Raw genomic sequence first — 17,392 nt, 5'->3', positions numbered from 1 at the left:
AAAAGTCCCGATTTTCATCGGGACTTTTTTATTTTTGTGCCATGCCAAAAATTTCACAAAAAGGTGTGCAGATGCCTGCATCGCCGATCAGAAAATTAACTCCATTTGCAGATCAAGCTAAAAAAGAGGGTAAAAAGGTTTACCACTTAAATATTGGCCAACCTGATATAGAAACACCTGAAGGAATGTTGAACGCCATTAAAAACATTGATTTTAATGTTTGGGCCTATACACCGTCGGAAGGTACACTTGCTTATCGTTTAAAACTTACCGAATACTACAATAAACTGGGTTACAACATTACGCCCGAAAATATACTGGTAACTGTTGGTGGCTCAGAAGCCATTACCATTGCCATGCAGACCTGTGTAAACGAAGGTGATGAAATCATCATTCCAGAGCCTTTTTATGCCAACTATAACGGTTTTGCCTGCATGAGCAACGTGGTGGTGAAACCGATCCTTTCGTACATCGAAAATGGTTTTGCGCTACCTCCAATTGCAGAGTTTGAAAAACTGATTACCGAAAAAACCAAAGCTATTATTATCTGTAACCCAAATAACCCGACAGGTTATTTATATTCAAGAGAAGAATTAGAAGCTTTAAAAACGCTTTGCGTTAAATACGACCTGTTTCTATTCTCAGATGAAGCTTACCGCGAATTCTGTTACGATGGAAGGGAATTTATTTCGCCGATGCATTTAGATGGATTAGACGAAAATGTGGTGATTATGGATACGGTTTCTAAACGTTATAGCGCTTGTGGTGCACGTTTAGGTTGTTTAATTACCAAAAACAAAGAAGTTATAGCCTCGGGATTAAAGTTTGCGCAGGCAAGATTAAGCCCCGGCATGGTAGAACAGATTGCCGGAGCTGCTGCTGTAGATACACCAGATAGCTATTTCGAAAAAGTAAATACGGAATATACCTTACGCCGCGATACTTTGGTTGGCCGGTTAAATAATATTGATGGCGTTTTCTGCCCTAACCCAGGTGGTGCATTTTACGTCGTAGCAAAATTCCCTATTGATGATGCGGATCAATTCTGTCAGTGGATTTTAGAAGAATTTAGTCATGATAACCAAACGGTAATGATGGCGCCTGCTACCGGCTTCTACTCTACCCCCGGGTCGGGTAAAAATGAAGTGCGTATGGCATACGTATTAAATACCGATGATTTAAATGCCGCGATGGACTGTTTGGAAGTAGCCCTGCAACAATATCCGGGCAGAGTAGGTTAATTGTTAAAACTGTTTAAATTGGTTAATTGATGGAATAATATGAACAGTTAACCGATTTAAACAATTAACCAGTTAACCATTTTTTTTGTACATTTGCAATACGGTTTGCAAACTGATTACTTAAAACTGCAAACTGAAATTGGGGCCGTTCTTGGATTTGACGGGGTGGCGAAGGTTATGTTAGCATGCAGTGCGTTGTTCGGAGAGCACTTAAAGTGAACGATCACATTTTAGTTGGCGAAAATACTTACGCCTTAGCTGCTTAGTTTAGAACTAACTAGCTTTTGTCCCTCTAACTGCTGCATTGTTGGGTTAGAATCCGGGGCATCGAAACAACAAAGCTGGCTTTAAGGAGATACGACTTAAAGTGAGATAAAGTATCTAAGGATTTAAATAAGGTCGGTTTTCAGCCCGTTTATTTCCCGAAAATCAATTGAAAAATAAGCATGTAGAAGGTATAATTTATCTCACAACTGGACAAGGGTTCGACTCCCTTCGGCTCCACTGGAATCAGTAACAAAAATCACCAAAAAACACTAAAAGCCTGCAAATCAACGATTTGCAGGCTTTTGTTTTTTGGGAAATAATGGCTTTTTTGACCAAATAACGCATATGCGAGGTGCGTCATTCGGTGCGTCAGACTACGAAAGTTTCGGACGCACCGAATTTGATATTAACTAATTGACTATCAACTAGTTTACCACGTACACATCTTGACTTTTTTTGACTGCAATCTTAAGTTTAAAACACTTTTAAGATTACAATTATGAAAAGAAATTTCAGTTTAATTTTCTTTCTGAAGAAAGGAAAAACAGACCAAAAAGACACCTCATCGATCTACATTCGGATCACTGTTGAGAAAAAAAGAGCAGAAGTTGCCACGGGAAAACAGTGTTTAGACATTGACTGGGACAATGGAAAAGTCAGAAAAAGCTCGTCAGCAGCAAAAAGTATCAACCCTTTTTTAAAGCAACTTGAGCTAAAAGTCCACGATGCCCAGAGAAAACTTATGATGGCGGATGAAGATGCTACGGCACTCAATCTGATGGATGAACTCTTGGGCAGAAGCTATAAGGTTAGAAAATTGACGGAGGTTTTTGAAGACCATAATGATAGAATGAAGGCTTTAGTTGGAAGTGAGTTTTCAAAGATGACATTATTAAGATATCAGACAGCCCTCCGCCATATTAGACAGTTTCTTAAAGAAAAATATAACACTACAGATATTGACATTAAAAAAATCAATCACACCTTTTTAACCGATTATGATTTTTTTCTTAGAACTGTAAGAAAATGCGCCAACAATTCAGCCGTCAAGTATATTAAAAATCTCAAAAAAATTATTAAAATATGCTTGGCACATGGATGGATCATTAAAGATCCGTTTGCGAATTTTAAAGCTACAGTCAAGGTAATAGATCGTATTTGCCTGAATGAACAAGAGGTTAAAGTCCTCGAACAAAAATATATTAGTAATGAACGACTTGCAAGGGTGAAGGACATCTTTCTATTTAGCTGTTATACCGGACTGGCCTATATTGATATATATCAGTTAAAAAAATCTGAGGTTATAGTAGGAAATAACGGTGACCGGTGGATAATATCCAACCGCCAAAAAACAGGTACACCAACAAGAATTCCACTTCTGCCAAACGCCGTACTAATTATGGATAAGTATGCTGACCATCCTATTTGCTGTGATTCAGATAAAATGTTTCCGGTGAGCTCGAACCAAAAAATGAATTCGTATTTAAAGGAAATTGCCGATCTGTGTGCTTTTAATATTCCGCTAACCTACCATCTTGCCAGACATACTTTTGCAACAACTATTACTCTATTGAACGATGTACCTATTGAAACTGTCAGTAAGATGCTGGGGCACAAGGATCTTAAGACAACGCAGCATTATGCAAAAGTAATGGACAGAAAAGTGGATAATGACATGGCCATCCTTAAACAAAAGATCGCTGAATTTAAACCAATTCAGAATTCAACAAAATATAATTACACAATAACAAAGTAAATGGAAACAAAAGAAATTAACCCGTCTATTACCGAAGCAATGGTGACAGGCAAAATTTATCATATAAGAGATCAAAAAGTAATGCTGGACAGTGATCTATCAGATCTTTACCAGGTCGAGACCAAACAGTTAAAACGGCAGGTAAAAAGAAACCTGCTCAGATTCCCAGCGGATTTTATGTTTGAACTCAGTGATGAGGAACAGAAAATCCTAAGGAGCCAATTTGGCACCTTAGGACATGGAAAGTATTCAAAATATGGGATTATGGCCTTTACAGAGCAGGGCGTTGCAATGCTTTCAAGCGTATTGAGCAGTGAAAGAGCAATTCTGGTAAACATTGAGATTATACGGACTTTCACAAAGATCCGAGCTGCCTTGGTTGAATCAAACTCATTGAGGTCTGACGTGGAAAGAATCAAAAACAGGCTGAATGACCATGATAAAAATCTCGAGATCGTCTTCAATTATCTGGATGAACTCATCATATCAAGGGAAAACGAAAAAGAGCCAAGAAAAAGAATTGGTTTCAAACCGGATTTTATATAGCATTCAATAAACTAAAATGGGCTGAGATTGCAAAAATTCTGTATTGGGTCCATTTTTGTTTAAATTTATTAAACAGTTACACATAACATTACTCATATGAGAAAGGACCTTTTTAAATTCCGGGGAAGATTTGACTTTTCCCCAAATCCGCTTGAGATTGGAAGACCGGTTTTCAGAGATGAGGGTTCAGCAGATAATTTTTTTCTGCTGAAGATGTATAGCCTTCCAGAAAGTTCGTACGATGAGTTTTATAATTTTCATCTCACACATTTTATTGGAAAGCATCCCGACCAGGAAAAGTTTTTTTACAACTCAGTATTTGAAATCCTATCGGTTAGAATCAATTACTACCAAAGGATAGATCCGTTTTCCAAAAAACACCCGATACACCTGGAATACCTGGCTTCACTTTCCGCTTTTAAAAAATCTATTTTAAAGAACCTTAAATGGAGCAATTCACTGGCCATCGATAGGATACTTGGGGAAAAACATTCAGAAAATGAAGAATTAAAATTAAGGATTATTGAATTGGAAGCCCAGATCAAGCAGTTTCAACAGTTTGAACCTAGTGAAAAAATAAGCATTACAAAGGGAAGTCTTGCGACTTTTATGGATATTCTACGCCAGTTTCAATCATTGCAGCACCCCAGCGGATCAAAAATCCTAACGTTTCAGGGATATAGTTCCTGGTATAAACTGATCTCAAAGTACTTTGTGCACGGGGACAAGGACATTCCAATGGCAACCGCCCAGAATTATTTTTCTCCCGAATCTTCAATAAAATATACCGAAATATCACCCAAGGATAAAATCTTTGAGATTATTTCAAAAACTTAAACCGAAAAATGCCCAAATTTAAACTTTGGGCATTTTTTTTTTACCGCCAGCTCCTATGTTTACCGTAAAAAAAATAATAATGATCTAGGAGAAGAAAGTATGAATTTGGAAATCATAACAAAAGTGGATTTAGATAATTTTGGGAGAGAGCTGCTGATTGAAATCAGAAAAATCATTAGCATTGAAAAACCGGTTGAAAAAAAATACCTCAAGGGAAATGAGGTAAGAAAACTATTGGGTATATCCCAGGGCACCCTTCAAAACCTCAGGATCAATGGGATATTACCATTCTCAAAAATCGGAAGTATTTATTACTATCTTACCGTAACAGTAGAAAATTTATTGGACCGAAAATATAAAGATCTGAACAAAAAAAAGCCATCACTCCAACCTTAACCATTATGGCAAAAAACAAGATATTGGCCAGTTTATTCAGGGCAATCTGTGATGACCAAAGAATTACGACAATTCATTTCGGCCTTTTTACAGCGATTGCACTTTGTTGGGAACGTAACGGTTTTCAATACCCATTTAATATAAGCCGTCGCGAATTAATGGCGATCTGCAAAATTTGTTCTACCAGGACTTATCATAAATGCATTAAACAGCTTCATGAGTTTGAGTACATTAATTATTTCCCTTCTTATCATCCGGTTTTTGGGAGCACCATTTATTGGCATAAAAACTTCGAAGGAAAATCCAAAAAACTTTTCATAATGGATTTTAACTTCTAATGTTTTAGTATAAAAAAACCTTAATATTTTTACATATTAAGGTTTTTGTAATTCTTATCGATAAGTTATATGTTCTTCATCACCATTTTTCTTCACTTCCTTCGGGTGATTTCTCATTAAATACTTATATGCCAGCGTAGCAAAAGGTAGCAATCCAGCTATAATCCATCCAGCATCTTGTACATCCATACAATTCTAAATTATTTATTAGTTATTTAGTTAATTATTCCTCGTCCTTCACCAAATCCTTAAATACCCACAAGTGGATACTCGTAATAGAGAGCGCTATTAATTGGATAAACTAATCCAACAGCAGTCTACACCGCTTAGCTGATATCAATACATGAACACTTTACTTAATATTTATCTTCTCCGAGTGGAGGAAAATCAAAGTTCCGAAAATGGGGTGCTTTGATTAAGGCGTTTTAGAAATTTAGATACTTAATTACAATAAAGTTGAGAAAATTAATTGTCACTTCCTAATTTATTTTAACATTTTTTAACATTTCTATATATTTAATTAGTCGATTTACAAGCAGTTATGTGCAAATGTGTACTAGACAACTTTTGATCACTATTAGCCGCATAAAAAAACCGCGATGGAAAATTTGCATTTTTTTTCCGACATTAAAATCCATCAGCTAAAATTTCCGATTCCTGAGAGATTCTGCAAAAACCTGAATACGAGCTTCGGATTTTTTTTTGCAATCCTTAATCTACCTGCTTTTCTTTGTGGAGGCTGGGAGTCAGGAGAAGAGCAGGTAAAAAAAATTGGCGGCCGAAGCCCGCCAAACGATTTCGGCGGATTGCTACACTACAATAGGCTGCGTGCGGAAATCCCCAAGGTTCAAAAAGAATCCCCTGTATTGGATTATACCGTCACGGAACATTGTCCACAGCAAAGATGCACCTATATTGGCAAGTACAGGATTTATAAAAAGTTCCTGTTTATCCAGTGCCTCGGCAAGCGAACAGCTTGGCGTATCATCGCCCTGCTCAGAACTTGCAAGCAATTCGGCATATTCTGTTGTCAGTGAAGGGAGAGAATCAACGGTAGTATTTTTTTTGGATTCAGCCTGTTTGATCTTTCCGATTGTCGAAAGCACTACCTGTCCCGAATCTTTACTGTTACCAAAATCCATCAGGTACAGGCAACTGTCCCGATGATTGGCTTTGATGGCTTGCAGGGCAATTGTTTTTTCAATTGCTATTCTGGCTGAAAGGGTATCCACGCAGGAAATGGTCAGCTTTGCAGACCTGTTATTATCTTCGCTGCAAAAAGATTCAAAACGCTCTGGCACAGCTTTCCAGTTTGTCCCAAAGAAACAATTGTAGCGGTTAATTAAGACAACAGCTTTGTTCATACCGATTTCAAATTCTGTAAAAAGCTGTCTTGCCAGGTTTGGCCGTTCAACGGTATCATCGTCAAAAACAGTGACCTGTAAGCCTGCATGGCCGAAAGCCCCGAGTGCAGCATTAATTTTTGCCAAGGCCGTCAGCATCTGACTTCCTGTACCACCTGCGCCAATAAGGTTGACAGAAATGGGGTTAGCAGGATTTAAAAAACTTGGATGAACGATGTGGACTCTTGTTTTCATGACAGCAGATCTTTGATGGTTTTAGGGTGTTTCTTTAAGATGTTCTTTGGAAAATCTTCCCCCGAAGAAATGAGTTTTTGCCAAAGGGGAACAATGTTAACCTTAACAGGAGAAATCTCTGTGAGCAGGTGGCTGAATGCCGAGCCAAAAAAATAGTTTTCCCAAGTTGAAATGAATGTCTCTAGGTCGCAATCAGTATCTATGTCTATATCTACATTCCCCATGCATACCCTGCCATCGGTATAGATATTAAAAAATGGTGCATAATATAAATTAGTCGACATTTCGGGTCTTTTGGATTCTTTTAAAGCCCATATTTCAAGTGAAGATGCAGTGGCTTTCCACAAAAGCGGTGGCATTGAAGCCATTCCATCGGGGATGGTCAGTCCCGATTTAAAAATCAAATGTCTTTTCTTCACAGGCGTGTACCAAATCACAAAACCGTTCCGCTGCGAATTGATATAGATTACTTCTTCTCTAAGCAGTCCATTTGGCTGCAAAAACCCCTGTCTGTTTTCTTCGGACGTATTAAGAACATCGGCAAGCGACTGGCTCTCACGAACAGAAAGCGGGTGTGCATTTATAGGTGTTCCGCTTTTTCCTATGTCATAGCTTTCGATGTAAAATTCATCGCTGCCCTGCTGTTGGTAGAGCAAAAGTGCTTTGGCAGGAAGATAGGTTCTGGAGAATTTATCGGTTATGTTTTTCATGATTAAAATCGTTTAGGTTATCGGTTATCCCGTTCAGTAAATCAAAAAACCGAATTTCAAAAGTGTGGTCATGCGCCTGGGATAACTGTACGGTATCAAAAAACTGTATGGTTGCCGGCTCATCGATTTCGTTGTATTCCTGTAACTCATTATTTACTGTTTCCATTACCTGATCGTACAGGCAATCAGTAAAACTCCAAATAAAAGACAGGTAATTTTCCGCATATACCCTGCATGAATCATAGTTTTCATCTTGGTCAAAAAGACCCGTATCAATCCGATCTATGATCGAAAAGTTGGGGAAATCACAATACAGCGCATATGCCTGTTTAGCCAAAGCCAAAAGTTCTTGTTCGGTTTCAGAACAGGGGCGAAAACCGTTGAGGCGTTTTTCAAACTTTTGCAGGTGGACTTTTTTATTCAGCTTTTCAAGAAGCCACTTGCTGCGATGTCCCATCAGTTCGATGTGGCCGAGGATATACTGCTGCTCATTTTCATCGTCGAAACATTCTTCTTCACTTGACCAGTCATAAATCATATCATAAACAGAAGACAGGTAGCTGCCCTGTTCACCGTGATAAGGGATTCCCCCGATCTGATAGAGGTAGGCTAAAACTGAAAGCAACAGTTCGGCTGTTTTTTTTCTTTTGTCATCCTGCAAAAGATCATACAAAGGCTCTACAGGCAGATAGTATAGCGTGGTTTTTGTATCAAAGGTCTTCTTTACCGATAAACAGGCCGCATGATCTTCATCATGCGCCACAATGAGTTCGAGGTTTTTATCTACTCCCTCAAGCTTCTGCTTTAAATCTTTAATTGACTTTGCTATATTTTCGGGATACACTGATAATGGAAAATTCGCAGGGGCTATCCCGTAGAAGCTGCACAGTTTTTCTGCAGAACTAAAAAATTCCCGTTCCACGCAAGCCCTGTTGCTGATCTCGACAGGATAGCCATTGATTACGGGGCTGAAAACATGCCTTAAAAAACCATTTCTGTCAGGGATTGGGGTGCAGGTCTTTTTTTGTCTTTTTTATTTCCGAAAGGTCGGACAGTCTGTCCAACCTTTCGAGAAATTTCCCCAAATTTTGGTGGAGTTTCCAATTTTGCGAGTATTGTTGTGTTTTGATGCATTTCGCTATGTTTTTCATGGTTAGCCTTTTGTACCCAATGTGGTAATGAATTTAAATTCGAGGGCATCTCCCTTGATTTCGGGTCCCTCGATCTTTGCCGTAGTGAGAATGGGATAAGTCCCCGAATAAAAATCCATAACCTGTTCGGGGCTGAATTTTTGTGCAGGGTCAGACAGTTTTACCTCCTGTCCCTTATCGCTGAAAACGAATGTTCTTGGTAATGCGGTTGCTTTAAGCATGGCTGTTTTTTTTGGTTTACAATAGGGTCATTTGGCTTTTTCTCCAATTGAGTTCCTTTTGGAGTTTTTCGATCTCTGCTTTTTTATCGGGATAATCCTCCACATTTGGAAGAATCGCGAGAGCCTCCCCATATTTACAGGAACTGTTCAGCGCAGCAATATCTTTTACAATATCCTCGAATTTGGTTTTGATAGAAGCAGATTCTATGGATGCGATTGTACTGTCCCCTATCTTTTTCGTATCGGAGACTGAACTGCTTTTTTCCTTGGGTTTGGAGATCAGTTTTGCTTTTGCGTCTTCCAATCCTTTTTGGTAGGCAGATAGGTTTGCAAAAAAAGAAACGGTCTGTTCCACGGGAGCAGAAAGGCTTTCAAAAAAGCCCTCGTCAATTTCCTTAGCTGTTCCACGGTATAACATTGGTGGTAATGTGTTACCACCCGATTCTGCTGCGCTACTTTTGAGCAGAACAGAAACGAGCAGTTCGCTTTCTGCGCTAAATGAAACATTGATGATCCAAGAACCTGCACTGTGCAGCCTTTGGATAGCCTGAAAAAAGTTGGTTCTCATGGTTTCTGTTTAATTAAGTGTGTTCCCCTTTGCTTTGAAAAAACGGCATCGAAACCGTTGCCCCCGATTACGCTTTTAATAATGTTCTCGGCATGGCGGATGCGCACGGCATCCCCTGCGGAAATCCGTAAACAATAGAGGTTTTCAAAAAACTGCAATGTTTTGGCGATTTCGTAAAGGGCTTTTTTTTCTGTGGTATCGGCTAATATGCTCATGATATGGTTTTTTAAGGGAGCGGTGAACCGCTCCCCATGTTTTAATTCAGTTGAAATGAAATATTATAATTTAGGTCGTGTCCCATGCGGAAAACCTAAAATGGATAAGTACCGCCTAATAATTAAAATGGCACATCACCGTCAATGCCCTCGAATTTGTTTACGGGCACTGTTTCTTCTGCATTTGGCGCATCATGCTGTGTATTTTCAGCAGCAGGGTAATCACTTTCACCTCTCTGATTACTTCCCAAGAGTTTGATTTCACTAGTATGAAAGGTTAAAGAGGCTTTGGGCTCACCCGAACCGCTCAGATAGGCGTTAATACCAATTCGGCCATAAACCTGTACCCAACCCCCTTTTTTTAGATATTCCGCTATTCCTGTATTAAGCCAATAGGAACACTCGATAAATGTGGTCACCTTTTTCTGTTCCCCGCCAGAGCGGTAAGTGTCATTGATAGCAATTGAAAAGCCAACAACTTTTCTCTCTCCGCTTACTGTTCTTACCGCTGCATCAGCGGTCAATCTTCCTGTAATTTCCATTCTGTAAAATTTTAAGTTTAACTTTTTTTTTCCTTTCCTTTTTTCCGAAAAATCTTTCCAAAAGAAAAAACGAAAAAAAAGAAAGTCCGAAAAAACGGGTGTATAGGAAACGAGAGCTATAAGTCCCGGAGGGTGTTTTGGCGCAGCCAAAACATTATGCGCTCGCAGAGCACCGAGCGCCCGATATTTACGGCCTTTTTTACCGTTTTCTATTGTAAAGTTTAACTTTACAGCCTATAGCAAAAAAGACGCTTGCCCCGTAAAACTATTAACGTAGGCCCCCAAAAACCAACATTGAAATCAGCCTAAAAAAAAATATATAAATGATTTACAGGGTTTTACCATATTCAAATATTTCCAATGCGTTGATTTTTCAATTGCAGTACTACACTTACCCTAAACCGCGCACATCCTTCTACCCAGCTCAAGCGCTGCCAGGATAGCACTGGACTTTGCCAACCCTACACCTTTAAACCTGGAAAGCGATTTATGGTCCTGCGCTGCCAGCACCTCAAGCCTACCCCCAACTGCTTTTAAGATCTTTTGAGCTAAATCGACAGCACTCACATCAGCCCGGCCAGAACCGATCAGCATCGCCATCAGTTCTGCATCACTCATTTGGGATGCACCCGAAGAAACAAATTTTTCCCGTGGCCTTAAATTGATATCCCATGACCTTATTCCTTTGTTATCAGCGGAACTTTTAAGGCGGGCTACATCCGCAACACTGAAATTGTCCTGGCCCAGATAGCTTGCAGAGTGGAACAGTGAAGACATTGCAGAAATCAAAAAATGAAAATCCTGTTCAAAGACGACAACTGTCGAACGTTTATAGGTTCCATCATCCTGCGCATCACTTCTGGTAATGCACAAATAACGGTTATCGTTAGCTGCTCTTTTAAAATCAAGAAAGTAATTTCTTTTCCCTGAGGAAAAATTTTCGGAGGTGAGATTATTGGTGTTCATATCCATCAAGTTTAGGTATGAACAAAATTATCTATCGTATTCTGAGGATTCGGTTGTATATTGGCTTATCCGATCCGACCGGATAAAAAACGGATAGGGACTACAGAAGATAATTCAAAATGCAGCAGCCTAAAGAAAACGAGCGGACCTGTAGCTACCGCAACTGTAACAATACATTTGAAGGGAGGAGTGATAAGATCTTCTGCAGTGATCAATGCCGTAACCATGCGCGGCGCGACCAGCTAAAGACTGAAAAATGGAATGAACCGGTTTTTTATGATAAACTTTCTGAAATTATTAAAAACAACCATAAAATACTAAAACACCAATTTGAAGAAAAGGGGGAGAATACGATAATTACCAATTTCCTGTTAAGGGACAGCGGATTCAATTTCGAATACCATACGCGGATTCTTAACACATCAAAAGGCATTTACAGATTTTGTTTCAATTATGGCTGGCTGGAATTGGAGAACGGAAAGATACTGATCGTAAAAAACGAGAAGATGGTCGAAATCTGAGCTCTAAACTATTTGTGATTAAAGTCTGCTGTTAAAAACATCCCTAACGACATGCAAAAGCAGGGCCGCTGCCCAATTGGACAGCGGCCCTGCTACTATTTCCCAAAACAGATTTCTTTTACTTTGTATTTTTCTTTTCTGTTACTTCAGCCCTGATCTCCTGAGCAAGGTTTTTAAGATCCTGCATACCTTTACGTACACGTGTTCCTGCTGCAGCGTTTCCTGCGCTGTAGAATTTTTCTACATCAGCTTCAACAGAAGCTATCAATTCTTTGATTTTACTGAATTTTTCCATGCTTATAATAAATTTGAACGGCAAATATATCCATTAACATCAATCCACCAAATTATTCAAATCATAAACAGCTTTACGACATCACATTACCCTAAAAAAACAGCCTAAAAATATTAAATATGCAAAAGCACGGAGGCTTTCGCCTCCGTGCCCGTGACAGCAGTCTGTCCGGTAATTAAAGCAATTCTACCTGCCCCTCCCTGTTTTTTTTTCAGCCGAAGTGTCTTTTATAGCAGCTTCTTTAAGTTCACTGGATATCAATGCCTTAGTCGAAGCTTCATTAATGCCAACTGCTTTGCTGTAAACCGAAACAAGGTTCAGATCATAAAAATCAAGGGTTTTGAACTTAGGATTTGCAGCAATAAAGCCCATAATCTCTTTGCCATCCTTTAAAAAGGTCACCTCATGAAGATTGCCCCTATTCAGGCTTTTCAACAATTGTTCTTTAAATCCCGGTCTGTCAATACCCTGGAATACAAACCCCTCAACAGTAGAAACCAGATTATAATCATATTTTTTGAATGCATAGCCTTTTTCTGGATCACGCTCCGAGAGATCAAGCTTAAACCACATGTTGGCTTTTTCTCCGTTCTTAAGCACAACATCCTTATTGACCGCACGTCCACAAAGTAGATTGTAGCTCTCTTTAACTGTTATTCCCTCACCTTTTTTGATATAAAACCGCTGATTTCTCATTTCATATGGCTTAATGGCCGGCTGAAGATATATATCATATCTGTCAAATGAATACTTATCGGTACCGCTTTCTTTTGATATTTCAAGCTGATACTGTACCACATCTACATGATCCGGCCGATTTTTCGGATTGGGCACAGGCATTTTTAAGTCCAGGGTCATACGGAACCGTGGCAGTTCAAATTCTATACAATTTCTCAATGAAGCGTTTAAAGTCCTCCCAAAGCCAAGGTATTCCAGAGTATGTTTCAGATCACTAAAATTCTTTTCGTTCATAATCATCACATGAAATGCCTTTTATCGAAAATGAAAGATAGTGCCTAACATTCTAAAACAGCCTTTCATTTTCTTAATTTCTACCCAGTTGACCAGTAACTTAAAAAGGCAAGCAGATAAAAACCGGGGACCGAAGTCCCCAGTTAAACAGAGGATACCCCCCAAACAAAACACAATTATCTTCCCCTGCCGTTTTTCGCTTCAACCGAAGTTTCCTCTACAACAGCTTCCTTATTTTCTACCGGGGCCAAGGTCTTCACGGGGACTTCTTTCAGATCAACCGCTTTGCTATAAACCGAAGCAAGGTTCAGATCATAAAAATCAAGGGTTTTAAACTGCGGATTTGCAGCAATAAAGCCCTTCATCTCTTTGCCATCCTTTGAAAAAGTCATTTCATGCAGGTTACCCCTTTCCAGGCTTTTCATCAACTGGTCTTTAAAACCCTGCTTATTGATATCAGGGAGTACAAAGCGGTCAACAGTAGAAGCCAGGTTATAGCCATAGTTTTCACCATAATTTTTAACTGCAAAGCCCTTTTCCGGGTCACGCTCCGAGAGATCAAGCTTTAGCCACATATTGGCTTTCTCACCGCTTTTCAGCACTACATCTTTATTCACCGCCCGTCCTGAAAGCAGGTTATAACTTTCTTTAACAGTTACCCCTTTTCCCTTATTGATGTAAAAAGTCTGGTCAACCGCATCAGGCTGCCCTGCCTTTTGAAGGGATGCATTGTATTTGTTGAAAAAATACATTTCCGTATCCTTGCTTTTTGAAAAGTCAAGCTCATAGCGCATGCTATCAGCGAGTTCGGGCTTATCCTTGGCATTTGGGGCTGCCATACTCACTTCCAACTGAAGCTTGAATTCCAGAAGTGGTTTTTCGATTGCTTCCTTAAGTTTCTGGTTCAACGATTCGCCAAACCCTAAGTATTTCAGATTATTCTGAAGATACTCCAAATTGTTTTCGTTCATAATAAATGGATTAATTTTGATTGATAAAAAATAAAATTTAGCTGTTGATACAGCCATTTTCATTGATTCATAAATTCGTGTAAAAAAGAAATTTTGGATTTCGGGACATATTGCCTGAAAAAAGGCCGTATTTTGACCAATAAGAAAAACCGCCGCAGCGAAATGAGCTGTTGAGGGATACAAAAAATATTACCGGGTAATTTGAAAAATACCATTTCATCCCCGAGGGTGAAATGAACCGCAATCCCCCTATAGTCCATACAGAATTTGATTGTCCGTAGGTTTTCGATCAAATCTCCTCCTAAAAGCAAATTAATCTGTACTTTCCCAGTTTGTTTAAGTATCTCTCCGGGAAAATGATAGTCAGGACCAATGGCAATAAACAACAGCTCGTCTGGTCTGGTAAACCTGCTCGGATTAAAATGCAGAAAAGCAACGGCTTCCATGGCGCTTGAACAGATAAAGACTTGGGTTACAATATTTAGATTGACAACACTACTGCTCCAGAAATCTCCGGCAACGGCTATTAAATGTCCATCCTTCCCAAAGTATTCGGATAGGCCACCATTATAGTCAAATATCACACTGCCGGAAATATCGGTCCTAAACGAAAATCCATAGATCCCGCATATTTTCCTGGCAACAGAAACAGCAGAAAACATTTATCTTGATGTTCCTGATCGGGTATAGCCCCGACTATGACCAGTGCCAGCACTAAACTTCTCATCAGAAATCATATCCCCAAGCTTAGACATCTGCTGTTTCTCATATTCCTTAAATGCCTGTTTGTAACCGTTGTTTTTTTCATTGCTTTGTGCCAGCAAGCCTTTTTCACCGATCAATGCCTTGAGGCCGGTCAACAGCAGATAAGAAATCCCACCGTCCATCAAAACCGAAACAACCAATGCAAGCCTGTTTGAGCGGATGCCCTCGGCACTGGTGCTGCTCGCCTGTATCAAAGTGCCATCTTCCAGTTCGATCTGTCTTCCGGCACTGTAACGCTCTTTCTGATATGGGCTCAAAGTCATACCATTCACCTTTTCCGGCGCTTTCACCTTAAGCATATCAGTCACCACAAATTCTTTTGTGTCCCAATCATATTCGACCAGCAGTGATTTTTTCTCCCCGTCCCGGTCGACTTCTTTTAAGATATTTGCACGCTCGCCCAGAATGAGCTGATCAGCTTCTGCCTGGTTAATATAAGAAGGATTCAAAGACTGTTTGTATATGGGATGGACCAACAAGTCAGGTTTTCCTGACACGCCCCTAACTAAGGAGAGTTTTACTTCCATCTCTTTGATCTCGATACCGCTACGGGAGATATCATGTAATTTGATCAGATTGGTCCTACCGCCTGATAAAAGCGCATGAATATCTTTTCGATCGATCAACAGTTCTTCACCTTTTACAAGCCCGATCTCCCGGAGCTGCTCAAGGGGCAGATCTTTTTCGTTCAATATTGTTGTGTTCATAATAAATTCGGTTTTAATGGTTAATTTCAGTTTCGCGTTCAATATGAATAGTTTACCCCGGATGGTTTTCTTACCCAGAAAAGGTCATTTAAAAAAAGATAAAGGTCATTTCCGTACAGGTTACCGAAGAAATAAAGACACTTTAGCGGATCAACAAATCTCCCCTCGTGTTTTATTCCAAAGTGGAGGTGTTCCCCTGTAACCCTGCCGGTATTCCCCGTGATAGCGATTGAAGTTCCGGAAGCCACAAGACTCCCAATACCGACCATGGATTTTGAAAGATGTCCATAAATACTGCTATAGGCACCATGAGCAATGATGATGTAGTTTCCGATAATCAGGTCAGCTGAGACCTTGACTACTTCCCCGGGCAGGATGGCAAAAACGGTATCTGATCTTGCGCGCAGATCTATGCCAGTATGAAAAACATTCATCCTGCCGGTTACGGGGTGTGTCCTGTTACCAAATCCAGAGTTAACCTGAAACTTGCGCAGTGGAAGCGATAATTTCAGTCCGTCAAAAGACTGAGCATGGGCAAGGTTAAAAGAAAGGCATATTACCTTAAGAAAAACCAGCGACCATAACATCGATCTCCCTGGTGATGCGCATAAAATTGCTCCGGAGAATTTCTTCTTTTTTGCCCCCAAAATCATAGTAAACAGGCAGCTCGACATATCCATCTTCTTCTTTTTTAATTTCGTCCACATCCAGGTTAATCCTGCAATTGATTGCAGAAGTCTCGAATTTACCAGAGTAAGAACTCTGCGCATCGGCTGCAATTACCCCTACCATCTCGCCAGCACCGAGCGAGGCGATCTTCCCTGCAGGGATCAATACCTCGAGTTTTTCACTCAATGAGACCGAAACCTTGCTCCTGTCGATCGAAAGGCTTTCACCCAACTGTTTGGATTTTCCAAGGATCCGTTCCAACCAGTCCAGTGTTTCCTTGTTCCTTGCGGATCCGGAAAGCACATTTCCGATTACAGAAATAATCGTAGAGGCGGTATCTTTACCATATTGCTGTTTAAACTGTGGCAGTTCCTGAAGCCCGATCAAAACAGCAACCCTATTGGATCTGGCCGTGGCAATCAGGTTCTCAATACGGTGTACAAAAAGTGTAGGTACTTCATCAATGAGCAGCGCGGAAGGAAGATTGCCTTTTGAATTGATCAACCTGGTCAAACGGTTAAGCACTACGGAATAACATGCGGAATTGATGTTCTGCGTATTGGGATCATTCGCCAGCACCAATATACCGGGTGATTCTTTGCTGGAAATTTTCAAATTAAAATCATCTCCCGAAAACACCCAGAAGCTTTCTTTGGTCGCCATACGGCTCATAAATATCTTCAGTGTGCCGATCTGCCCTTCGAGCTGATCAAATGCCTTTGCCGCAAATGCTGATTTAAACGGGGAAAGCAGCGAAACCAGTTCAGGATCGGTAAACAGTACGGCAAATATCTCTGCATAGGACCGGTTTAAAAAAGCCATCACATGCGGCAGGCTTGAAAGTTTACCGCTCTGATACCTACTTAAAAAATAAATACAGGAGGCCAGAAAATTAATTGCAGACTGAGTGAAGAAAGCATCACTACCACTGGCCTTATCCCCTTTTTTCAATGCCTCTACGGTTGCTTCAGCTGTTTCGGAAGCATCTGCCAGGGTTGTGATGTAATCGGCACGGAGTGGGTTGATCCGTCTGCTTTTTTCGACTTCGTTCAGATTGATCACGTGAAAAGTAAATCCTTCCAGTAATCCTTTTTTCTTCGAGAGCAAAAAGTGATAATAAGCAATTTTTCCAAGGTCCGG

The 17,392-nt window shown here is 40.0% G+C and carries 23 protein-coding genes and 1 other RNA gene; 8 read left to right on the top strand and 16 right to left on the bottom strand.

Going from position 1 to position 17,392, the window contains the following annotated elements; genetic code table 11:
• The first annotated feature begins 41 nt into the window (after nt 1-41).
• From R2S57_RS22845 to R2S57_RS22815, 7 genes are all read left to right on the top strand, one after another.
• A complete protein-coding gene (locus R2S57_RS22845) occupies nt 42-1,241 on the top strand; it encodes a pyridoxal phosphate-dependent aminotransferase (RefSeq protein ID WP_316847260.1) in 1,200 nt (399 codons plus the stop codon).
• A gap of 141 nt (nt 1,242-1,382) precedes the next feature.
• Nucleotides 1,383-1,748: a transfer-messenger RNA gene (ssrA, locus tag R2S57_RS22840) on the top strand.
• A 259-nt stretch (nt 1,749-2,007) separates the two neighbouring features.
• Nucleotides 2,008-3,264 carry a site-specific integrase gene (locus R2S57_RS22835; RefSeq protein WP_316847259.1) on the top strand — a complete coding sequence of 419 codons (1,257 nt, stop codon included), beginning with the start codon at nt 2,008-2,010 and terminating at the stop codon, nt 3,262-3,264.
• Entirely contained in the window at nt 3,265-3,810 is a 546-nt protein-coding gene (locus R2S57_RS22830) for an ORF6N domain-containing protein (RefSeq protein WP_316847258.1), read from the top strand.
• Nucleotides 3,811-3,906: 96 nt separating this feature from the next.
• Nucleotides 3,907-4,647, top strand: a complete 741-nt coding sequence (locus R2S57_RS22825) for a hypothetical protein (protein WP_316847257.1) — start codon at nt 3,907-3,909, stop codon at nt 4,645-4,647.
• Between the two features lie 99 nt (nt 4,648-4,746).
• On the top strand, nt 4,747-5,043 hold the full coding sequence (locus tag R2S57_RS22820; protein WP_316847256.1) for a helix-turn-helix domain-containing protein: 297 nt from the start codon (nt 4,747-4,749) through the stop codon (nt 5,041-5,043).
• Between the two features lie 5 nt (nt 5,044-5,048).
• Nucleotides 5,049-5,381, top strand: coding sequence for a hypothetical protein (locus R2S57_RS22815; RefSeq protein ID WP_316847255.1), 333 nt, complete (start codon nt 5,049-5,051; stop codon nt 5,379-5,381).
• Between the two features lie 54 nt (nt 5,382-5,435).
• Here the strand turns inward: R2S57_RS22815 and R2S57_RS22810 are convergent, their stop codons facing one another.
• The 9 genes from R2S57_RS22810 to R2S57_RS22770 form a co-directional block, all read right to left on the bottom strand.
• Complete coding sequence (locus R2S57_RS22810) at nt 5,436-5,570, bottom strand: hypothetical protein (RefSeq protein ID WP_316826103.1); 135 nt, start codon at nt 5,568-5,570, stop codon at nt 5,436-5,438.
• 620 nt (nt 5,571-6,190) lie between these two features.
• On the bottom strand, nt 6,191-6,979 hold the full coding sequence (locus R2S57_RS22805) for a PRTRC system ThiF family protein (RefSeq protein WP_316847254.1): 789 nt from the start codon (nt 6,977-6,979) through the stop codon (nt 6,191-6,193).
• A complete protein-coding gene (locus R2S57_RS22800; RefSeq protein WP_316847253.1) occupies nt 6,976-7,689 on the bottom strand; it encodes a PRTRC system protein B in 714 nt (237 codons plus the stop codon). The genes R2S57_RS22805 and R2S57_RS22800 overlap by 4 nt, the downstream gene beginning before the upstream one ends.
• Nucleotides 7,670-8,611 (bottom strand): hypothetical protein, encoded by a 942-nt coding sequence (locus R2S57_RS22795; RefSeq protein WP_316847252.1) that lies wholly within the window; start codon nt 8,609-8,611, stop codon nt 7,670-7,672. The genes R2S57_RS22800 and R2S57_RS22795 overlap by 20 nt, the downstream gene beginning before the upstream one ends.
• Before the next feature lie 231 nt (nt 8,612-8,842).
• Entirely contained in the window at nt 8,843-9,061 is a 219-nt protein-coding gene (locus R2S57_RS22790) for a PRTRC system protein C (RefSeq protein ID WP_316847251.1), read from the bottom strand.
• Between the two features lie 16 nt (nt 9,062-9,077).
• Nucleotides 9,078-9,629 (bottom strand): PRTRC system protein E, encoded by a 552-nt coding sequence (locus R2S57_RS22785; protein WP_316847250.1) that lies wholly within the window; start codon nt 9,627-9,629, stop codon nt 9,078-9,080.
• Complete coding sequence (locus R2S57_RS22780; RefSeq protein WP_316847249.1) at nt 9,626-9,844, bottom strand: hypothetical protein; 219 nt, start codon at nt 9,842-9,844, stop codon at nt 9,626-9,628. Before R2S57_RS22780 ends, R2S57_RS22785 begins: the two co-directional genes overlap by 4 nt.
• Before the next feature lie 122 nt (nt 9,845-9,966).
• Nucleotides 9,967-10,386, bottom strand: coding sequence for a single-stranded DNA-binding protein (locus R2S57_RS22775; protein ID WP_316847248.1), 420 nt, complete (start codon nt 10,384-10,386; stop codon nt 9,967-9,969).
• 396 nt (nt 10,387-10,782) lie between these two features.
• Nucleotides 10,783-11,352, bottom strand: coding sequence for a UPF0758 domain-containing protein (locus tag R2S57_RS22770; RefSeq protein WP_316826095.1), 570 nt, complete (start codon nt 11,350-11,352; stop codon nt 10,783-10,785).
• Between the two features lie 119 nt (nt 11,353-11,471).
• Here R2S57_RS22770 and R2S57_RS22765 point away from each other — a divergent pair, with 119 nt between their 5' ends.
• On the top strand, nt 11,472-11,873 hold the full coding sequence (locus tag R2S57_RS22765) for a hypothetical protein (RefSeq protein ID WP_316826094.1): 402 nt from the start codon (nt 11,472-11,474) through the stop codon (nt 11,871-11,873).
• A gap of 118 nt (nt 11,874-11,991) precedes the next feature.
• Here R2S57_RS22765 and R2S57_RS22760 read toward each other — a convergent pair whose 3' ends face one another.
• From R2S57_RS22760 to R2S57_RS22730, 7 genes are all read right to left on the bottom strand, one after another.
• Nucleotides 11,992-12,168, bottom strand: a complete 177-nt coding sequence (locus tag R2S57_RS22760; protein ID WP_316847247.1) for a histone H1 — start codon at nt 12,166-12,168, stop codon at nt 11,992-11,994.
• Between the two features lie 186 nt (nt 12,169-12,354).
• Complete coding sequence (locus R2S57_RS22755) at nt 12,355-13,140, bottom strand: hypothetical protein (protein ID WP_316847246.1); 786 nt, start codon at nt 13,138-13,140, stop codon at nt 12,355-12,357.
• Nucleotides 13,141-13,316: 176 nt separating this feature from the next.
• Nucleotides 13,317-14,111: a hypothetical protein gene (locus R2S57_RS22750; RefSeq protein WP_316847245.1), complete on the bottom strand. Its 795-nt coding sequence runs from the start codon at nt 14,109-14,111 to the stop codon at nt 13,317-13,319.
• A 59-nt stretch (nt 14,112-14,170) separates the two neighbouring features.
• On the bottom strand, nt 14,171-14,773 hold the full coding sequence (locus tag R2S57_RS22745; protein ID WP_316847244.1) for a hypothetical protein: 603 nt from the start codon (nt 14,771-14,773) through the stop codon (nt 14,171-14,173).
• Complete coding sequence (locus tag R2S57_RS22740) at nt 14,774-15,583, bottom strand: DUF4099 domain-containing protein (protein WP_316847243.1); 810 nt, start codon at nt 15,581-15,583, stop codon at nt 14,774-14,776.
• A gap of 38 nt (nt 15,584-15,621) precedes the next feature.
• On the bottom strand, nt 15,622-16,170 hold the full coding sequence (locus R2S57_RS22735; RefSeq protein ID WP_316847242.1) for a M23 family metallopeptidase: 549 nt from the start codon (nt 16,168-16,170) through the stop codon (nt 15,622-15,624).
• Nucleotides 16,145-17,392: type IV secretory system conjugative DNA transfer family protein (locus R2S57_RS22730; RefSeq protein WP_316847241.1), on the bottom strand; the 1,248-nt coding region annotated here is incomplete at its 5' end. The genes R2S57_RS22730 and R2S57_RS22735, both read right to left, overlap by 26 nt.

It is taken from the genome of Pedobacter psychrodurus, assembly GCF_032678585.1.
In the GTDB taxonomy this organism is placed as follows: Bacteria; Bacteroidota; Bacteroidia; order Sphingobacteriales; family Sphingobacteriaceae; genus Pedobacter; species Pedobacter psychrodurus_A.
Note: the sequence above shows the minus strand (reverse complement) of the source record. Positions and strands in the feature narration are given on the sequence as shown.

Excerpts from the sequence above, each read along its gene's own strand:
- R2S57_RS22815 (WP_316847255.1), top strand. The coding sequence starts at position 5,049 with ATGGCAAAAAACAAGATATTGGCCAGTTTATTCAGGGCAATCTGTGAT.
- R2S57_RS22820 (WP_316847256.1), top strand. The coding sequence starts at position 4,747 with ATGAATTTGGAAATCATAACAAAAGTGGATTTAGATAATTTTGGGAGA.
- R2S57_RS22745 (WP_316847244.1), bottom strand. The coding sequence starts at position 14,773 with ATGTTTTCTGCTGTTTCTGTTGCCAGGAAAATATGCGGGATCTATGGA.
- R2S57_RS22775 (WP_316847248.1), bottom strand. The coding sequence starts at position 10,386 with ATGGAAATTACAGGAAGATTGACCGCTGATGCAGCGGTAAGAACAGTA.
- R2S57_RS22805 (WP_316847254.1), bottom strand. The coding sequence starts at position 6,979 with ATGAAAACAAGAGTCCACATCGTTCATCCAAGTTTTTTAAATCCTGCT.
- R2S57_RS22785 (WP_316847250.1), bottom strand. The coding sequence starts at position 9,629 with ATGAGAACCAACTTTTTTCAGGCTATCCAAAGGCTGCACAGTGCAGGT.
- R2S57_RS22760 (WP_316847247.1), bottom strand. The coding sequence starts at position 12,168 with ATGGAAAAATTCAGTAAAATCAAAGAATTGATAGCTTCTGTTGAAGCT.
- R2S57_RS22830 (WP_316847258.1), top strand. The coding sequence starts at position 3,265 with ATGGAAACAAAAGAAATTAACCCGTCTATTACCGAAGCAATGGTGACA.
- R2S57_RS22780 (WP_316847249.1), bottom strand. The coding sequence starts at position 9,844 with ATGAGCATATTAGCCGATACCACAGAAAAAAAAGCCCTTTACGAAATC.
- R2S57_RS22800 (WP_316847253.1), bottom strand. The coding sequence starts at position 7,689 with ATGAAAAACATAACCGATAAATTCTCCAGAACCTATCTTCCTGCCAAA.
- R2S57_RS22835 (WP_316847259.1), top strand. The coding sequence starts at position 2,008 with ATGAAAAGAAATTTCAGTTTAATTTTCTTTCTGAAGAAAGGAAAAACA.
- R2S57_RS22750 (WP_316847245.1), bottom strand. The coding sequence starts at position 14,111 with ATGAACGAAAACAATTTGGAGTATCTTCAGAATAATCTGAAATACTTA.
- R2S57_RS22810 (WP_316826103.1), bottom strand. The coding sequence starts at position 5,570 with ATGGATGTACAAGATGCTGGATGGATTATAGCTGGATTGCTACCTTTT.
- R2S57_RS22755 (WP_316847246.1), bottom strand. The coding sequence starts at position 13,140 with ATGAACGAAAAGAATTTTAGTGATCTGAAACATACTCTGGAATACCTT.
- R2S57_RS22765 (WP_316826094.1), top strand. The coding sequence starts at position 11,472 with ATGCAGCAGCCTAAAGAAAACGAGCGGACCTGTAGCTACCGCAACTGT.
- R2S57_RS22735 (WP_316847242.1), bottom strand. The coding sequence starts at position 16,170 with ATGTTATGGTCGCTGGTTTTTCTTAAGGTAATATGCCTTTCTTTTAAC.
- R2S57_RS22825 (WP_316847257.1), top strand. The coding sequence starts at position 3,907 with ATGAGAAAGGACCTTTTTAAATTCCGGGGAAGATTTGACTTTTCCCCA.
- R2S57_RS22845 (WP_316847260.1), top strand. The coding sequence starts at position 42 with ATGCCAAAAATTTCACAAAAAGGTGTGCAGATGCCTGCATCGCCGATC.
- R2S57_RS22770 (WP_316826095.1), bottom strand. The coding sequence starts at position 11,352 with ATGAACACCAATAATCTCACCTCCGAAAATTTTTCCTCAGGGAAAAGA.
- R2S57_RS22790 (WP_316847251.1), bottom strand. The coding sequence starts at position 9,061 with ATGCTTAAAGCAACCGCATTACCAAGAACATTCGTTTTCAGCGATAAG.
- R2S57_RS22740 (WP_316847243.1), bottom strand. The coding sequence starts at position 15,583 with ATGAACACAACAATATTGAACGAAAAAGATCTGCCCCTTGAGCAGCTC.